This window comes from Collinsella sp. BG-O-102 (assembly GCF_023656745.1).
GTDB lineage: Bacteria > Actinomycetota > Coriobacteriia > Coriobacteriales > Coriobacteriaceae > Collinsella.
In genome coordinates, this window is the sequence record NZ_JAMOKO010000010.1 from 69,586 (window position 1) to 86,583 (window position 16,998).

The 16,998-nt window shown below is 61.0% G+C and carries 16 protein-coding genes, 2 tRNA genes and 1 pseudogene; 17 read left to right on the plus strand and 2 right to left on the minus strand.

Annotated features, from left to right (window positions below; genetic code table 11):
- Window positions 1–78: 78 nt before the first annotated feature.
- The 9 genes from NBH09_RS06495 to NBH09_RS06535 all read left to right on the plus strand — a co-directional run bounded on the left by NBH09_RS06495 (window position 79) and on the right by NBH09_RS06535 (window position 7,067).
- A complete protein-coding gene (locus tag NBH09_RS06495) occupies window positions 79–843 on the plus strand; it encodes an acyl-CoA dehydratase activase (RefSeq protein ID WP_250787395.1) in 765 nt (254 codons plus the stop codon).
- 70 nt (window positions 844–913) lie between these two features.
- A complete protein-coding gene (gene selD, locus NBH09_RS06500) occupies window positions 914–1,963 on the plus strand; it encodes a selenide, water dikinase SelD (RefSeq protein ID WP_250787396.1) in 1,050 nt (349 codons plus the stop codon).
- Between the two features lie 61 nt (window positions 1,964–2,024).
- Window positions 2,025–2,651: a sulfurtransferase-like selenium metabolism protein YedF gene (gene yedF / locus NBH09_RS06505; protein ID WP_250787398.1), complete on the plus strand. Its 627-nt coding sequence runs from the start codon at window positions 2,025–2,027 to the stop codon at window positions 2,649–2,651.
- Window positions 2,652–2,670: 19 nt separating this feature from the next.
- Entirely contained in the window at window positions 2,671–2,922 is a 252-nt protein-coding gene (locus NBH09_RS06510; protein WP_250787400.1) for a putative Se/S carrier protein, read from the plus strand.
- Window positions 2,919–4,058, plus strand: a complete 1,140-nt coding sequence (locus tag NBH09_RS06515) for an aminotransferase class V-fold PLP-dependent enzyme (RefSeq protein ID WP_250787402.1) — start codon at window positions 2,919–2,921, stop codon at window positions 4,056–4,058. The genes NBH09_RS06510 and NBH09_RS06515 overlap by 4 nt, the downstream gene beginning before the upstream one ends.
- Window positions 4,059–4,125: 67 nt before the next feature.
- Window positions 4,126–5,484 carry a branched-chain amino acid transport system II carrier protein gene (gene brnQ / locus NBH09_RS06520; RefSeq protein WP_250787404.1) on the plus strand — a complete coding sequence of 453 codons (1,359 nt, stop codon included), beginning with the start codon at window positions 4,126–4,128 and terminating at the stop codon, window positions 5,482–5,484.
- A gap of 91 nt (window positions 5,485–5,575) precedes the next feature.
- A tRNA-Pro gene (locus tag NBH09_RS06525) sits at window positions 5,576–5,652 on the plus strand.
- 6 nt (window positions 5,653–5,658) lie between these two features.
- Window positions 5,659–5,732: transfer RNA gene (locus NBH09_RS06530), tRNA-Gly, on the plus strand.
- 333 nt (window positions 5,733–6,065) lie between these two features.
- Window positions 6,066–7,067, plus strand: a complete 1,002-nt coding sequence (locus NBH09_RS06535; protein WP_250787406.1) for a hypothetical protein — start codon at window positions 6,066–6,068, stop codon at window positions 7,065–7,067.
- A gap of 94 nt (window positions 7,068–7,161) precedes the next feature.
- Here NBH09_RS06535 and NBH09_RS06540 read toward each other — a convergent pair whose 3' ends face one another.
- The gene (locus NBH09_RS06540; protein ID WP_250787408.1) at window positions 7,162–7,653 is read right to left on the minus strand and encodes a type II toxin-antitoxin system VapC family toxin; all 492 of its coding nucleotides are present in this window, start codon (window positions 7,651–7,653) and stop codon (window positions 7,162–7,164) included.
- Entirely contained in the window at window positions 7,646–7,969 is a 324-nt protein-coding gene (locus NBH09_RS06545; protein WP_250787409.1) for a type II toxin-antitoxin system RelB/DinJ family antitoxin, read from the minus strand. The genes NBH09_RS06540 and NBH09_RS06545 overlap by 8 nt, the downstream gene beginning before the upstream one ends.
- A 426-nt stretch (window positions 7,970–8,395) precedes the next feature.
- Between NBH09_RS06545 and NBH09_RS06550 the strand changes: the two genes are divergently transcribed.
- From NBH09_RS06550 to hyfE, 8 genes and pseudogenes are all read left to right on the plus strand, one after another.
- The gene (locus NBH09_RS06550; protein WP_250787411.1) at window positions 8,396–8,914 is read left to right on the plus strand and encodes a 4Fe-4S dicluster domain-containing protein; all 519 of its coding nucleotides are present in this window, start codon (window positions 8,396–8,398) and stop codon (window positions 8,912–8,914) included.
- 74 nt (window positions 8,915–8,988) lie between these two features.
- Window positions 8,989–9,138, plus strand: a pseudogene (locus tag NBH09_RS10120) (hypothetical protein); the annotation flags it as partial.
- Window positions 9,124–11,211 carry a formate dehydrogenase subunit alpha gene (fdhF, locus tag NBH09_RS06555; protein WP_465038248.1) on the plus strand — a complete coding sequence of 696 codons (2,088 nt, stop codon included), beginning with the start codon at window positions 9,124–9,126 and terminating at the stop codon, window positions 11,209–11,211. The pseudogene NBH09_RS10120 and the gene fdhF, both read left to right, overlap by 15 nt.
- A 78-nt stretch (window positions 11,212–11,289) precedes the next feature.
- On the plus strand, window positions 11,290–11,907 hold the full coding sequence (locus tag NBH09_RS06560) for a 4Fe-4S dicluster domain-containing protein (RefSeq protein WP_022095203.1): 618 nt from the start codon (window positions 11,290–11,292) through the stop codon (window positions 11,905–11,907).
- Window positions 11,900–13,918: a hydrogenase 4 subunit B gene (gene hyfB / locus NBH09_RS06565; RefSeq protein WP_215673407.1), complete on the plus strand. Its 2,019-nt coding sequence runs from the start codon at window positions 11,900–11,902 to the stop codon at window positions 13,916–13,918. The genes NBH09_RS06560 and hyfB overlap by 8 nt, the downstream gene beginning before the upstream one ends.
- Before the next feature lie 12 nt (window positions 13,919–13,930).
- The gene (locus NBH09_RS06570; RefSeq protein ID WP_022095201.1) at window positions 13,931–14,857 is read left to right on the plus strand and encodes a respiratory chain complex I subunit 1 family protein; all 927 of its coding nucleotides are present in this window, start codon (window positions 13,931–13,933) and stop codon (window positions 14,855–14,857) included.
- Between the two features lie 15 nt (window positions 14,858–14,872).
- A complete protein-coding gene (locus NBH09_RS06575; protein WP_022095200.1) occupies window positions 14,873–16,330 on the plus strand; it encodes a hydrogenase 4 subunit D in 1,458 nt (485 codons plus the stop codon).
- A gap of 13 nt (window positions 16,331–16,343) precedes the next feature.
- Window positions 16,344–16,997, plus strand: coding sequence for a hydrogenase 4 membrane subunit (gene hyfE / locus NBH09_RS06580; RefSeq protein ID WP_022095199.1), 654 nt, complete (start codon window positions 16,344–16,346; stop codon window positions 16,995–16,997).
- Window position 16,998: the final 1 nt, after the last annotated feature.

Genomic DNA, 16,998 nt, shown 5'->3' on the forward strand with positions numbered 1-16,998 from the left:
ATCTCCGGTACCTGAGAAACCTAGAGCTAAGGCGCCTGAACGCGCCGCTACCTTTGATGTTTAGATTGGGAGAGAGCCATGATAGGGATCGGGATCGATATCGGGTCTACGGCGGCTAAGGCTGCTGTGGTCGATGGAGGGGGTTCGGTGGCGTGGACGTGCGTGCAGCCAACCGGGTTCTCCTCGGTCGATGCGGCGGAGCGTCTGCGCGGCGAGCTTGCCGCGGCCGGCTATGACGTGGCTGCCGACGACGTGCGCGTGATCGCGACCGGCTACGGTCGTGTCGCCGTGCCCTGTGCGCATAAGGTCGTGACTGAGATTACCTGCCACGGTACCGGTGCTGTGCGCCTGTTTGGCGACCACGGCACCGTGATCGACGTGGGCGGTCAGGACACCAAGGTCATTCAGATCAAGGGCGGTCGCGTGGCCAAATTTGCCATGAACGACAAGTGCGCTGCCGGCACGGGGCGCTTTTTGGAGATCATGGCCGACCGCCTAGGCATTTCCCAGCAGCAGATGGCCGTCCTGGCGCGTTCCGGTGAGCCCACCAAGATCAGCAGCATGTGCACGGTGTTTGCCGAAAGTGAGGTTATCAGCCTGATCGGTCGCGGTGAGCCGCGCGAGAACATTGCGCGTGGCGTGATCGACAGCGTGGTCTCGCGCGTGGCCACTATGGCCGGGCAGGCGACGGATGCTCCGTACTACCTGACGGGAGGCTTGTGCGAGAACGCTTACGTTGTGGAGCGGCTGGCGGCGCTGCTGGGGTCGCCGGTCACCACCTCGCCCCAGGCCCGCTTCGCCGGTGCCATCGGCGCGGCGATTCGCGCACAGGCGCTCAATTAATGCATCCGCCGTAGGCTCGCATTCATGCGTATACTGGGAGAAAATGATTGACCGATGAGAGGAGGTATCGATGGCTGACGATCAGATTAAGCTTACGTCTATGACTGCCGCGAGCGGTTGAGCCGCTAAGTTGGCTCCCGGAGCCCTCGCCCAGGTTCTGGGCGACTTGCCAAATGTGCATAACGACAACTTGCTCGTGGGGTTCGATACCTCTGACGATGCGAGCGTCTTCCGCGTAGGGGAGAACCTGGGGCTTGTGCAGTCCATCGACTTCTTCCCGCCGATGGTCGACGACCCGTTTCTGTTTGGCCAGATTGCCGCGGCCAACTCGCTGTCGGACATCTACGCCATGGGCGGGCGGCCGAGCCATGCCATGAACCTACTCTGCATACCCAGTTGTCTGGGCATCGAGGTTGCCGGTCAGATTCTGGCGGGCGGCGCCGACAAGTGCGTCGAGGCGGGTTGCTCCATCGCGGGCGGCCATACCATCAACGACGACGAGCCCAAGTATGGCCTGTCTGTGAGCGGCTTTGTCGCGCTCGACCGCATGCTCGCCAACAGCGGCGCACGCGTGGGCGATGTTCTGCTGCTGACCAAGGCGATCGGCTCGGGCATTATCACCACGGCCATTAAGGGCGAGCTCATCGAGCAGGACGAGGCCGCGGCCATGTTTGACTCGATGCGCATCCTCAACGAGGCGCCGATTCGTCTGGCCGAGGGGCTCGAACTTCACGGCTGCACCGACATTACGGGCTTTGGCCTGATCGGGCACGCGTGTGAGATGGCCGAGGGCTCGGGCGTGCAGGTTGAGCTTGCGTCGGGGGCGGTACCGCTCTTTGACCAGGTGCTCGATATGGCGCGTCTGGGCATTATCCCCGCGGGCTCCTACCGCAACCAGGACTTCTTTGGCCCGCGTGTGGCTGCCGACGAGGACCTGGAGTCGGGTATGCTCGACGCGCTGTACGATCCGCAGACGTCTGGTGGTTTGCTTATCGCGGCGCCCGCGGCGGATGTGGATGAGCTTGCGCGTCGCCTGAATGCCGAGGGGCGCGTTGCCGCCACAATCGGCCGCGTGTGCGAGCCGGTGCCGGGCGGTCCTGCCGTTCGCGTTGTTCGCTAGCCCGCACGTTTATGTAACTGTTTACCGTTCTCTAGAACGGTTCTTTCGAAAGGATTTTGCTATGTCTACCAAAATTGAAGTCAATGCCATGGGCGATGCCTGCCCGCTGCCCGTCGTCAAGACGCTCAAAGCCCTGAAGCAGCTTGAAGGCGAGGGTGCCGTGGTGACCTCGGTCGATAACGAGACCGCGGTCAAGAACATCTCCAAGATGGCGCAGGAGAAGGGCTGCGCGGCCTCGGTCGAGAAGATCTCGGACGCCGAGTGGCACGTGACCGTGGCGACCTCTGGCGCCGTGGCCGTTGTGGACCCCGAGCAGGACGGTGCCGCTTTTTGCGACGCAAGCGCCGGCAAGGGCAAGCTCGTCATTTCCGTCTACACCGACTGCATGGGCCGTGGCGACGACGAGCTGGGCCACAAACTCATGAAGGCCTTCATCTTTGCCGTGACGCAGCAGGAGGAGCTGCCCGCGACCATGCTGTTCTACAACGGCGGCGCCAAGCTCACCGTCGAGGGCTCGCCGGTGCTCGACGACCTGAAGGGCCTGGCCGAGCAGGGTGTCGAGATTCTCACCTGCGGCACCTGCCTCGACCACTATGGCATTAAAGACCAGCTCGCGGTGGGCGAAGTCACCAACATGTACGTGATTGTGGAGAAGATGGAGCAGGCCGTGCGCGTCGTGCGCCCGTAGCGTATTGGTTGGAGTTGCCATGAGGGAGAAGCGCCCGGCGCTTGTCATCACGTTTCCCACCACGGCGGCCGCCATGGGTTGCGAGTCCCTGTGCATCGAGCGCGGTCTTCCCGGGCGAACGATTCCCGTGCCCGGGGAGGTCGCTGCCGGCTGCGGTCTGGCGTGGAAGGCGTCGCCTGCCGATGAGGAGCTGCTGCGCGCCGAACTCGCCGCGGCGAGTGTTCCTACCGAGGGCTATACCGTGATTGATATGTGGGAGGTCGTGCGATGATCTACCTGGATAACGCGGCGACGACCATGCACAAGCCGCAGACGGTGATCGATGCCGTGACACAGGCGATGTGCTCGCTCGGCAATGCCGGACGCGGCGCCACGTCGGGTGCCCTCGATGCCGCTCGTACGATTCACGCTTGCCGTGCCAAGCTTGCACGCTTGCTGGGTTGCCATCGGGCCGACCATGTTTGTTTTACGCCCAACTCCACTGCGGCGCTCAACACCGTCATCAATGGCGTGGTGCGCCCCGGCGACCGTGTGGTCACAACGGTGCTCGAGCACAACTCCGTGCTACGTCCGCTCAATCGCTTGGCGACGGAGCAGGGTGTGACGGTTGGGCATGCGGGTTGCGATGCGAGCGGCGTGCTCGACTACGACGGGCTCGAGCGGTTGGTCACGCCGGGCACGCGTGCTGTGGTGGTGACGCACGCCTCCAATGTGACCGGCAACGCGGTCGACATTGCGCGCGTGGCGGCCATGGCCCATGCGGCCGGTGCGCTGGTGATCGTTGACGCCTCTCAGTCTGCCGGCACGGCGCATATTGATATGCACGCCATGGGGCTCGACGTTGTGTGCTTTACCGGCCACAAAGGGCTCATGGGACCTCAAGGCACCGGCGGCCTGGCCGTGGCGGATGGCGTTGACGTGGCTCCGTGGGCCATGGGCGGCACCGGCGTGCACAGCTTTGATGCGCTGCAGCCGCTTGAGTGGCCCACGCGCCTTGAGGCGGGCACGCTCAACGGTCATGGCATAGCGGGCCTTTCCGCAGGCCTTGATTTTATTGAGGCTCAGGGTGGAGTTGAAGCGATTGCGACTCACGAACGCGCCCTGGCCGATCGCTTTCTCGCCGGTGTTCGTGAGATTCCAGAAATCAAGCTCTACGGCGCCTTTGACCAGCCGTCGCGCTCGGCGATCGTGTCGCTCAACGTAGGCGATATCGATTCGGCTGAGATCTCGGACGCGCTCACGCAAGGGTTAGGGATTGCGACGCGCCCCGGTGCCCATTGCGCTCCGCTCATGCACCGCGCGCTGGGGACCGAGCGCCAGGGCGTCGTCCGCTTCTCGTTTGGGTATTTCAACACGGACGAGGAAGTCGACACTGCGATTGACGCTTTGCGCGATTTAGCCTGCTAGAGCGTATATACTTGCGGGACGGGTCTTTTGCCCGTCCCGTTTTTGTTTCGACCCGAAAGGTGTGCCTATGGCCTCATCCGCCCCGCGCGGTCTGCGCTCCGACCATGTCGTTACCGTCGGCATTGCGCTGTTCTCGATGCTCTTTGGCGCCGGTAACCTCATCATTCCGCCGTTGCTGGCACTTCAGGCCGGCACGGCCACGCCACTTGCCATGATCGGCTTTTTGATTGCCGCCATCGGTCTGCCCGTCATGGGATTTATCGCCGTCGCGCTCGCCGGCACGGCGCGCGAGCTTGCCGGCCGCGTGCACCCCAAGTTTGGTGAGTTCTTTGTCGCGGCGGTCTATCTGGCCATCGGCCCGTGCCTGGCTATTCCGCGCACGAGTTCCACGGCCTTCGAGATGCTGGTGCCGCTGCTGCCCGAGGGCGTTTCGCTTGATACGGCTCGCCTGGTGTTTGCCGTTGGGTTCTTCGTCGTCGCGTTTGCGCTTACGCTGCGCCCGGGTGTCATCACGCGCGTGCTCGGCCGCATTACAGGCCCCGCGCTCATTGCGCTCATCGTGCTGGTCGTGGGTGCTGCCGTGATTTCGCCGCTGGGTCCCGCTGCCGCGCCGCAGGCTCCCTACAATGCCGGTGCCGCCGTGCAGGGTTTTTTGACTGGCTACCAGACCATGGACCTGCTTGCGTCGCTCGCCTTTGGCATCATCATCGCCGAGACCATTCATGAGCTCGGCGTTACCGACGATAAGCGCGTGGCCTTCGAGATTTCGCGTTCCGGTGTGATCGCCGGCGTGCTCATGGCCATCATCTACTGCGGCTTGGGCCTTGCCGGCATGCAGCTCGGCACGGTTATGCCCGATGCCACCAACGGCGCCGCCATCCTCGCTCGTTCGGCCTCCATGCACTTTGGGCTTGCCGGCACGGTCGTGGTCTTTGCGATTTTCTTCCTCGCTTGCATGAATGTGTGCATCGGCCTTATCAGCTGCTGCTCACGCTACTTCTGCGAGACGTATGTGGTCGAAGGGGGAGCGGAGGCTTCCGATGAGGCCATGCGCCGTCCCTTTGCGGTTCTCGCCTTTGTGTTCGCGGCGTTCTCGTGCGTGCTCTCCAACGTGGGCCTCGATGTGATCCTCATGTTCTCGGTGCCCATGCTCAATGCACTGTATCCCGTTGCCATTGTGCTGGTACTTATGGGCCTGGTGCATGTTTTTTGCGACGCACATCCGCAGGTTTGGGTTTGGGTCGGCGGCGTGGTCGCGGTGCAGAGCGTGATCACTTCGGTCCGCGATGCGTTCTTTGCTGGCGCGTGGCTGCCGTTCGATGCGTTGCCGCTGGCAGATATCGGTGCTGCGTGGGCACCAGTCGCCGTAGTGGCGTTTGTGATCGGCCTGGCCCATAGCCAGTTTGTCGCACATTCGAGGAGCTAGTGTTTCTGCGCTTGCACAGGCGGGGAGTCTCCCCTATAATTTCCTTCGCTTTGGGACACGCAAGGTTTAGACCTTAGCTGCTCAACACCTTCGGGACGTGGCGCAGTTTGGTAGCGCGCCTGCTTTGGGAGCAGGATGTCGCAGGTTCAAATCCTGTCGTCCCGACCATATCTTGCGGGCGTAGTTCAATGGTAGAACCCCAGCCTTCCAAGCTGATGACGCGGGTTCGATTCCCGTCGCCCGCTCCATAGGATAGTTTAAACGGCTTTGGCTCTATTTGGTGCCAGAGCCGTTTTCATATGCATGCCGGGACCCCACATCCCCTTCTAAGTTGCGGTGAAATACGGACTGTTTTTCGGCTTTTATGGCCCATGTAGTCCGTATTTCACCGCAACTATTTGTAAGGTTGGATTTTGATGCCGTTGGGAGGGTCGTAGCGACCGTCTACCGAGAGTGGAAATATTTTTTGAAGCTCTGACCTGCGGCGTCAAGCTTTTGGTCAGCTTTTGGCAAGGCCTGCGGACGGAAGCATGCGATAGCGTAATGGTATTCTCTCCGCCGTGATGGTTATGGGGTTGGCCATGCTCGATAAAGGCAAACATTTTCCGCAGTCATATGCAAGGATGCTATTCTCGGCCGTTGGAATTCATCAAGATGGACAGCTGCTTATAACAATTGATCCTTGGGATGAACGCCGTGCGCGTGAGCTTATGCAGGAAGAGCTCATGCTTCGTCTTTACAACCACGTGTATGCGGATCCGGTCTATTGGAATAATCTTGGGGTTGAAGATCGCATCTTTCAGCTGGCATCCGCTATTGCGGTCGTTGAACCGGATGCTGTGTTTTGCGGATCGACAGCAGCGCTGCTCTACGGCATCGGCTCGGCGTATACGCTTCTGGATAAAGTGCAAGTACTGCTGCCACGGTCTACAAGGCGTGATACGTATGAGTTCGTTGAATACAAACGCTGGCGGGCGGGCGAAGTGTGGCGGCTAGGTCTGTTTACACTGACGGATCCATGTCGAACGGTTGTTGATATCGCCCGAACGAGCGCCTTTCGCTATGCGCTGGGCTATGTCGATGGCTTGGCCCGTGAGTACGATGTCGAACGCGAAGAGCTGCGAGCATATGCGCAGGCAAATTGCCGAGGGTTGCATGGCATCGCGCGTGCTTTTGACGTTTTTGAGTATATGGACGGCAGGTCAGACAATGGCGGCGAGTCTGAGGCGAGAGCAGCGATGATTCTCGCTGGGGTTGTCGCGCCCGAGCTTCAAGTTGAGATAACGCGACCGGGAAACGCTGGCTATTATCTAGCAGATTATGGCTGGCAGATGTCAGACGGCTCATGGACGCTGGCAGAGCTGCATGGGCTAGGCAAGTTTGAAGACGAGGCTCAAAATGATCCCGAGCAGGCGGCGGCAAAAACGTATCGAGCGGCCCTCATGCGCGACGCGAACCTTCGCGCCATGGGCCACAACATCATTCATTTCAAACTCTCGGACACCTACGACGTAGAATCGTTCGGTGCCATGATGCGCGGTTACGGCATTCCGACAACAAAACCCTACGCCGAATCCCGATAGCGAAATCGTTCGCGGTCCACCTTCAATAAGTTGCGGTGAAATGCGGACTGTTGAGGCCTTTAAAGGCATAAATCAGTCTGTATTTCACCGCAACTTAGGGTGGGATGGGGCTAGTGGCGGGATTGGTGGCGGAGCTTGTCGATGGTGGAGTCGGTGCTGTGACTGCGGGCTTCGGCGGCGCGGTCGCGAGCGTCGGCGGCGGTTTGGCGCTGGCGGCGGTATCGATCATGCCTTGGATGATGGGCTTGCCAAAGCTCACGACATCATCGTTGTAGATGGCGGTTCGGGCTGCGAGGAGGCAGTCGGAAAAGTCCATATGGGTCTTGCCGAAGAGTTTGACGGCAAGGGAGACAACGGTGGGCTCGTCGACCATGACGTCATCGAGCAGCTTGGTCATGGCCGTCGCAATCTCCACACGCGGGACCTTGTAGACGTCACGCAGCGTAACGGCGACGCGAGTGATGATCTCGGGGTAGACGCGAGCGGTGCGCGTGGCGATGACCTTGGCGGCGCGCGGTGACAAGACCTCGTCGTCGTTAAGCAGGTAGCGTAGGATGACGGTCTCGTCGATGATGGTGCTACTCATGGATATCTACTTCCTCGGGACCCAAAACCGAATCGTCGCTTTCTGTAGCAAGGTATTCAATCCAGGCATTGCGCTCCTCGGCGCGGCGATTGGGGTCACCATATGCTTTTAGCGATCCATAGGCGGCGGTGCCGTCCTTTGAGCGCACGGCGACCGGCTGAAAGGGGAGCTTGCGCATCAAAATGCTTTGCGCGACAAAAAGGCGAACGGCCTCGGCGAGCGATGTGCCCATGGCGTCGTAGAGACGCTCGGCATGCTGCTTGTCTTCCTCGCGAATGCGCACCTGCAGGATGGCTCTTTTTTGAGTCGATGACATCACTGGCCCCCCTTAATGAGCGTGCAATATGAATGGTCAAATACAGCATTAGCTAATAACCAATCTTATAACCACTACTTTATTTCACTCAAGTTAATGAGCGCGAAATATATATCAAACGTATTACATCCTTTATAAACGAGCGTGAAATCTCCCTTGGATGTACGCATGTAATACACTCACCTTTATAGCTTCTAGAGAATAATTCCAACCTGCCAAAACCCCTGCAATACACCCGTATTGCAGGGCCTATGCTCAAGTTTGCCCCCTGCAACTGCGTATATTTAACCTGTATATCGTTGGAGGAATTCTATCGAAGTGCCTGTTTCGCCGCATGCACTCGATACGTCGATGCCAGGCCACGGGCGGCTTGGGTCAACGTCGACAGGGTCTCTCCGGCATGGGATTCAGGAGGGAGTGAACAACATGGGCAATAAACGAGTCGTAGCCGATTCTTCGCGCTGCATTGGGTGCCAAACCTGCATGGCGGCGTGCATCGAGGCACACGATATTCCCGGCAACATCGCCGCGCCGCGCCTGCGCGTGACGCGTACGTACGAGATTTCCGCACCGGTGGCTTGCCATCACTGCGAGGATGCCCCGTGCGCCAAGGCTTGTCCCACGGGCGCCTTGTTCTTTGATCCAAAGAAACATCGCATCGGCGTCAACGAGGACAACTGCATCGGCTGCAAGAGCTGCGTCATGGCCTGCCCCTTTGGCGCCGTGAGCGTGGCGACCACGCAGGTCCCCGTCTTGATGGGCGACGTGCGCGTGGGTTCGCAGACCAAGAGCTTCGTGCTCAAGTGCGACCTGTGCGTGGACCGTCCCGGCGGTCCGGCGTGTGCCGAGGCGTGCCCGACCAAGGGCCTCACCCTGGTAGACGAGGAGCGCCTGGCGGAACTGACTGCCGAGCGTGCCCGCGCCACCATCGAAAACGAGGCGTAAGCGTCGGGCGACAGGCCCAATGATTGTCAAATAAGTACCGAGTATTCGGTAGCAGAGAAAGGAAGGAGGGTGTCATGGAGAAGCATAAAGTGATCTGCCCGTATTGCGGCGCCGGTTGCCAGTTTAACCTCTTGGTCCAAAACGGCCAGGTCGTGGGCACCGAACCGCTCAACGGCATCACCAACCAGAGCGAGCTGTGCCTTAAGGGCATGAGCGGCTACGACTTCATCAACGACACCAAGATCTTGACTCCTCGCGTACTGCACCCGATGATCCGCCGCACTAAGGGCGCGGATCTTGAGCGCGTAAGCTGGGACGAGGCACTGGATTTCACCGCATCTAAGATGCAGGCCATAATTGACGAATATGGTCCTAACGCTGTCATGACCACCGGCTCTTCGCGAGGCGGCGGCAATGAGGCGAACTACGTCATGCAGAAGTTTACGCGTGCGTGCATCGGCACCCACAGCGTGGACAACTGCGCCCGTACTTGACACGGCCCTACTGTCCTCGGTCTGATGGACACGGTTGGTTCAGGTTGCATGTCATGCTCCATCCCCGGTATGGAGGATGCGGGCTGCATTTTCCTCTTCGGCTATAACCCTGCCGATTCGCACCCCATCGTCGCAAGGCGTATCGTGCGAGCCAAAGAAAAGGGTTGCAAGATCATCGTCGCCGATCCGCGCCATATCGAAACTGCGCGTATCGCCGATCTCTACCTTCCGATCAAGAACGGTTGCAACGTTGCGTTCCTCAACGCCTTTGCCAACTGCTTGGTCAACGATGGCCTCTACGACAAGGAATTCGTCGCCGAGCACACGAACGGCTTTGACGAGTGGTGGGAGACCATCAAGAACTACACTCCCGAATCCGTACAGGACATCACGGGCGTCGAGCCTGCGTTGATCCACCAAGCTGCCGAGATGTACGCCACGGCGAAGCCCTCTGCCATCATTGGCTGGGGCATGGGCGTATGCCAGCAGAAGCAGAACCTGAAGACGGTGCACACCATCGCCTCCATCGCCTGCGTTGCCGGCCAGATCGGCAAACCCAACTCCGGCCTCGCGCCCGTGCGTGGCCAGAACAACGTCCAGGGCTCCTGCGATATGGGCATGCTGCCCAACCTGTATCCTGGCTACCAGAAAGTCACCGACCCGGCTGTGCGTGCCAAGTTTGCCAAGGCTTGGGGCGTGCCCGAGGAAAAGCTCCCGCTCGAGGAGGGCTACAAGCTCACCGACCTGGGCCACCTGGTCGACGAGGGCAAGGTGCACTGCTTCTACAACTACGGCGAGGACCCGGTGCAGACCGAGCCCGATTCGGCCGGCATGCGCAAGACGCTCTCCGAGCTGGATCTGTTCATTTGCCAGGACATCTTTATGACGCAGACGACCATGCTCGCCGACGTCATCCTGCCCGCTACCTCTTGGGGCGAGCACGAGGGTGTCTTTACTGCATCAGACCGTAGCTTCCAGCACTTTGACGCGGCCGTTCCGCCCAAGGGCGAGTGCCGTCACGACTGGGAGATCTTCGCGGACCTGTCCACGCGTATGGGCTATCCCATGCACTACGACAACACCGAGCAGATTTGGAACGAGTGCATTAGCCTGTGCCCCAACTTTGTGGGCGCGACCTACGAGAAGATGGCTCCCGAGGGCGGCTACGCCCAGTGGCCCGTCAAGAGCACCGATGTGAACGACCACGGTACGCCCGACATGTTCGCTGGTGGCAAGTTCACCACCAAGGACGGCCGCGCCAACCTGATGGCGCACGATTGGGAGGCGCCCTCCGAGCTTCCCGACGATGAGTACCCGCTCATCCTGTGCACCGTCCGCGAGGTCGGCCACTACAGCTGCCGCTCGATGACCGGCAACTGCAAGACGCTGGCGCTGCTTGCCGACGAGCCCGGTTTTGTCCGCATGAATCCCGCGGACGCCCAGGCGCGCGGCATCAAGAATGGCGACATCGTCTCGATTCACAGCCGCCGCGGCCAGGTATATAGCCGTGCCGACGTGAGCGATCGCATCAACAAGGGCACGGTCTACATGACCTATCAGTGGTGGATCGGCAAGTGCAACGAGCTGACCATTCACAAGGTCGACCCGGTCTCGCACACGCCCGAGGACAAGTTCTCCGCCTGCCAGGTCGACGCTATCGCCGACCAGGTCTGGGCCGAGGGCGAGGTCGAGCGTCAGTACACCGAGCTCAAGCAGGCTCTGGTGGACGCCGCCGCTCCCCAGGACGTTGAGCCCGGTGCCGCCAAGTTCGACGACGAGACGCACGTGAACCAAATCGTGTAGTCCCGTTCTCGTTGGCTTTTTGGGCCGGGCGTCCCGTACGTTCGGGAGTCCGGCCCGTTATTTTGAAAGGAAGTGGGGATGAACCGCTTCATCGACATCAACCCGGAGAGGTGCATCGGCTGCGGAACATGTCAGTCCGCCTGTGCCGACGCCCACCGGATGCAGGGTCTTCAGGATACGCCGCGCCTGGCGCTCGTGAAGACCGGCGGTATTTCGGCCGCCCTTGCCTGCCACCATTGCGAGGGTGCCCCCTGCGCCGAGGTCTGCCCGGTGAATGCCATCGAGCACGATGGCGACCGCATCCACGTCAAGGAGCAGGAGTGCATCGGGTGCAGGCTGTGCGCCATCGCGTGCCCCTTCGGAGCCATCCATCCCGATGGCACGTCTATCGCCGGTGTCGCAGGCATGTGCGACCCGACGCCTTCGTATCCTAAGTCCCTGAGCAGCCTGCTTACGTGGGCTCCTGGTCAGTACACCTGCGCTGTCAAGTGCGACCTGTGCGCATTCGATCCGGACGGCCCGCATTGTGTGGCGGCGTGCCCTACCAAGGCGCTGACCGTCATGGGTGGCGCGGCCGATCGCGAGCTCGACGAGGCCAAGCGCCTGCGCTCGATCGAAAACGGTCCGGTCGTCGACGTTACCGCTGTGGCCCAGGGCCTGTCCGAGAAAGCAGAAGGGAGCGTAAACAATGGATAGCATGACGCTGTTTATCGCATCGCTTGCCGTCTCGTGCATCGGTGCGCTCGCCTCGGTTCTGCTGATCAAGGCCGATAACGCCGCCAAGACCGCCGGCTGCCTTATCGGCGCCGTCGCCGCGGTGCTTTCGTTTGTGGCCGGTATCCAGGCCGTGCTGGGCGATGTCACGTCGGTCGACACCATCGTGTTCTTCCCGTTTGCCCATTTCCAGCTGCTGCTCAATCAGCTGTCCGGCCTGTTCGTGGCGCTCATCTCGGTGCTCGCGTTTGCCGGTTCGATCTACGGTCTCAACTACTTTGATGAGTACCCGGGCAAAAAGGGCCGCGCCGGCTTCTTCTTTAACACCTTCGTGGCGTCCATGATGCTCGTCATCACCGCCGACAACGTGTTTTGGTTCCTGGTCGCCTTTGAGCTCATGTCGCTGACCTCGTACTTCCTGGTCGTGATCGAGGAGAACGAGAACTCCATCCATGGCGGTTGGCTCTACTTTGTGATCGCGCACGTGGGCTTTGTGCTCATCATGGCGAGCTTCCTCACCATGACCAACTTCGCCGGCGGCTCGTTTGCCTTTGCGGATTTCCGCGCCACGCAGTTTAGCCCCGCGGTCGCATCCGTTTGCTTCGTGCTCGCCTTCTTTGGCTTTGGCGCCAAGGCCGGTATCATCCCGCTGCACGGCTGGCTGCCCAAGGCGCATCCCGAGGCGCCGTCCAACGTGTCGGCCCTCATGTCCGGCGGCATGATCAAGATCGGTATCTTCGGTATCCTCAAGGTGGGTCTCGACCTGCTCTCCGCCTCGGGCGTTCAGGTCTGGTGGGGCCTTATGGTCATGGTCTTCGGTGCGATCTCGTCGGTCCTCGGCGTGGCCTTCGCCCTGCAGGAGCATGACATCAAGCGCCTGCTGGCCTATCACTCCGTCGAGAACATCGGCATCATTCTGCTCGGCGTCGGCGCCTCCATGGCCGCCATGGCGCTCAACTCGGTCGGCATCGCCGTCCTAGCCCTGATGGCCGCCCTCTACCACACGTTTAACCACGCGATGTTTAAGGGCGAGCTGTTCTTGGGCGCCGGTGCGCTGCTGTACTCCACGGGTACGCGCAATATGGAGAAGATGGGCGGCCTGTTCCGTCGTATGCCGGCAACGGCCATCTGCTTCCTCGTTGGCGCGCTTGCCATTTCGGCCATTCCGCCCTTCAACGGCTTTGTGTCCGAGTGGTTTACCTACCAGTCGCTCTTTAACGCCGCCATGCAGGGTGACAAGGCCGTCATGATCGTGGCCGTGTTCGCTGCCGTCGCACTTGCCATTACCGGCGCGCTGGCCGTCACGTGCTTCGTCAAGGCCTATGGCGTCTCCTTTGCCTCCGCGCCCCGCTCCGAGGCCGCGGCTAATGCCAAGGAGGTTCCCGCCCCCATGGTGTTTGCGCAGGGCCTGCTCGCGGCCATCTGCGTCGTGCTGGGCATTGGCGCTCCCGTGATCGCGCCCGTGCTGGTCGATGTCGCCGCGTCCGTGCTGCATCCGTACGGTGGCGTGTTTGCCGCCGAGGGCATGGAGCTCATGAACCAGTACTCCGGCGCTGCCACCTCCACGCCCGCGATTGCCATTGCGCTCGTGGTGCTCGTCGGCCTTGCCTGCGGTTATCGCAAGCTCAAGACCGTCGGCAAGGTGCAGAAGTCCCAGCCGTGGGCATGTGGCTATGCTCCCAACGAGCATATGCCCGTCGTGGCCACGACCTTTGCCTCCGAGGTGTCCTGGTTTATGCAGCCGCTCTACACGCTGCGCGACCGCTGCACGGCCGTCTGCTGGTCCATCGCGCACTTCTTCCAGAAGCTCACCGGTGTGGCCGAGGCTGTGGAGCCCGTACCCGACAAGGTTCTCGTCGATGCCCCGCATAAGGGTGTCGAGAAGCTCGCCGACCTCGCGACTAAGCTCGAGGGTGGCAACTACAGCATCTATATCTGCTACATCGTCGCGGCACTCGTGGTGTTCCTCGTGCTCGCCGTGCAAATGGGTTAAGGAGGGGAGAGCATGAACAACATCGTACTTGCCGTTCTGCAGGGCGTGGTCGTCATGGCCGTCGCGCCGTTCTTCTCCGGTCTCGGCCGCGTGATCCGCGCCAAGATGCACAACCGTCGCGGCCCCAGCATCATGCAGGACTATCGCGACCTGGCCAAGCTCTTTGCGCGCCCCGAGTCCCAGAGCGAGGACGCGAGCTTTGCGCTGCGCATTATGCCGCCGCTGTTCTTCGCCGTCGCCTTTATGCTCGCGATGGGCCTGCCGCTCTTTACGGCGCAAAGCCCCATCCCGGTCTTTGGTGACGCCATCACCATCATGTACAGCCTGGCGCTCGCCCGCTTCTTCTTCGCCCTCTGCGGCGTGGATTCGTCCAACGCCTACGCCGGTATCGGCGGCGTCCGCGAGCTGCTCATGAGCGTGCTCATCGAGCCGTCCATGCTGTTGGCGCTGTTTGCCGCCGCCCTGGTGTGCGGTTCCACCGACATCGCCACCATGGGTCAGCACATCATGACGGGCGCCATCGACGCGCCGGTCGCCGTGATCCTCGCCGGCATCGCCTTTGCGATTGCCTGCTACATGGAACTCGGCAAGCTGCCGTTTGATCAGGCCGAGGCCGAGCAGGAGCTTCAGGAGGGCCCGCTCGCCGAGCTTTCCGGCCCGTCGCTTGCGATGGCCAAGCTCGCCATGTCCATGAAGCAGGTCCTGGTCGTCGCCTGGTTCTGCGCGATCTTCGTCCCCTGGGGCGAGCCCGCGACCGTGGGCGCCGCCGCTGTTCTGGGTGCAGTCATCTTCCTGGTGAAGTGCCTGATCGATTTTGTCGTATGCGGCGTGATCGAGAACTCCTGCTCGCGCTCGCGTTTTAAGGTGCTTGGCAATCAGACCTGGGCCGTCGTGGGCATCGCCGTTCTGGCGTTTGTCTTCGTGGTCGTCGGCGTGTAGGAGAAGGGAGAAACAATGTCATTTGCAGTCAGTCTGTCCCTTCTCGGCTTGGTCGCTATCGCGGCCCCGATGGTGGCCTCGGTGCTCGTCGCCCTGTTCCCCCGTCCGTACGCCAAGTGGTTCAGCGTTTTGGGTGCCGCCGTCTCGACGGTCTGCACCATCGCCCTCGCCGCGAATTTCGCTGGCGCCGGCATGCCCGACACGCAGGTCCCCCTGATCTCGTTTGGGCAGACCCTCGTCATGGGATTCACCTTCGATCGCATGAGCACGCTGCTCGCGCCCGCCTTTGTGGGTATCGGCCTGCTTGTCGTGATCTATTCGATTCCCTATATGAGCGAGAATAACCGTGAGCATCCCGACGCACCGCGTCGTCGCTTCTACGCGTACCTCGCGACCTTCATCGGCGCCATGGCCGGTCTCGTGTACAGCTCGACCCTTTTGGGCCAGCTCGTGTTCTTTGAGATCACGGGTGCGTGCTCTTGGGGCCTCATTAGCTACTACATGACGCCTACGGCCAAGAAGGCCGGCATGAAGGCTCTGATCATTACGCATATCGGTGCGCTCGGCCTGTATCTGGGCGCCGCCATCGTGTTTGCCCATACCGGTACCTTCGCCATTACCGCGATTGCCGGCCTCGACGCCAAGCTCAAGGCTATCGTCCTTTTGCTCGTGCTGTTTGCGGCCTGGGCCAAGTCCGCACAGGTTCCCATGTACATGTGGCTGCCTTCGGCCATGGAGGCGCCGACGCCTGTTTCGGCCTACCTGCATGGCGCCTCGATGGTTAAGGTCGGCGTGTGCGTGTTCGCGCGTGCACTCGTCTCTGCCGGCGAGATCCCCGAGATTGTGGGTTGGGTCGCCATTATCGACGCCATGGTCACCATGCTCTTTGGCTTCCTTATGTACCTGCCGCAAAAGGACATGAAGCGTCTGCTGGCCTTCTCCACGATCGCCCAGCTCTCCTATGTGTTCTTTGGTCTGGGCCTTTCGGTCTTTGGCAGCCAGCTGGCCTTCGATGGCGCCGTCTGCCACATCTTTAACCACGCTTTCGCCAAGACGCTGTTCTTCCTGATCGCCGGTTCGTTCTCCTTTACGCTCGGCACGCGTATGCTGCCCAAGCTTCGCGGCATCGTAAAGAAGTACCCGATCTCAGGCGTGGGCTTCGGTGTCGCGGCACTCGCTATTGCCGGCGTGCCGCCCATGAACACGTTCTTCTCGAAGTTCCAGATCATCGCCGGCGGCTTTTCTGTAGGTGCCGGCAACGTCGCGATCCTGGTGCTCGTGTGCATCATGGTCGCCGAGACCGTCGCCACCTTCGCCTGGTTCCTCAAGTGGATGGGCTATTGCCTGCCCGGCGAGCCGAGCGAAGAGGTCGCTGCGGGAGCCCCGCTCCCCCGTGCGATGGCGTTCGTGTTCATCGTGCTCATCATCATGGTCATCGTCAGCGGCCCGCTTTCGGCCAGCTGGATCGGTTAGGAGGTAGAACGACATGGGTTATTCGATCGTCAACATCCTTGGCGGCCTTCTGATCGTCACGTCCACCATGGTGGTCGTCTCCAAGAACATCAAACATGCCATCAACTGGTATGCGGTGCAGTCGCTGGTGCTCGTGGGGCTGCTCGCTACGCTCGGTGCCACCACCGGTGCGCAGGAGCTGCTTATGTGGGCCGGATCTGCCTTTATCACCAAGGTCGTCCTGGTCCCTTATATCCTCAACCGCGCATACAAGAAGATGGGCGAGCCGAGCGACGCATCACTCAAGGCCGGCCTTAAGCCCGCGTGGGCCATCTGCATCATCGCCGTGGAGGTCGCGATTTGCTTTGCCGTCGTGACGCAGATCAGCCTTCCCACGGCCGAGGTCGCAACGCCTGCGCTCGCTATTAGCTTCGCTCACTTCTTTGTGGGCCTCACCTGCATCATCTCGCAGCGCAACATCATGAAGCAGATCTTTGGTTACTGCCTTATGGAAAACGGCAGCCACGTGACGCTCGCGCTTTTGGCCCCCACCGCTCCCGAGATCATCGAGATCGGTATCGCCACCGACGCCATCTTTGCCGTCATCATCATGTCCATCGTCGTGCGTCGCATTTGGGACGACTCCCACTCGCTCGATGCGCGCGACCTGTCCGAGCTGAGGGGGTAGT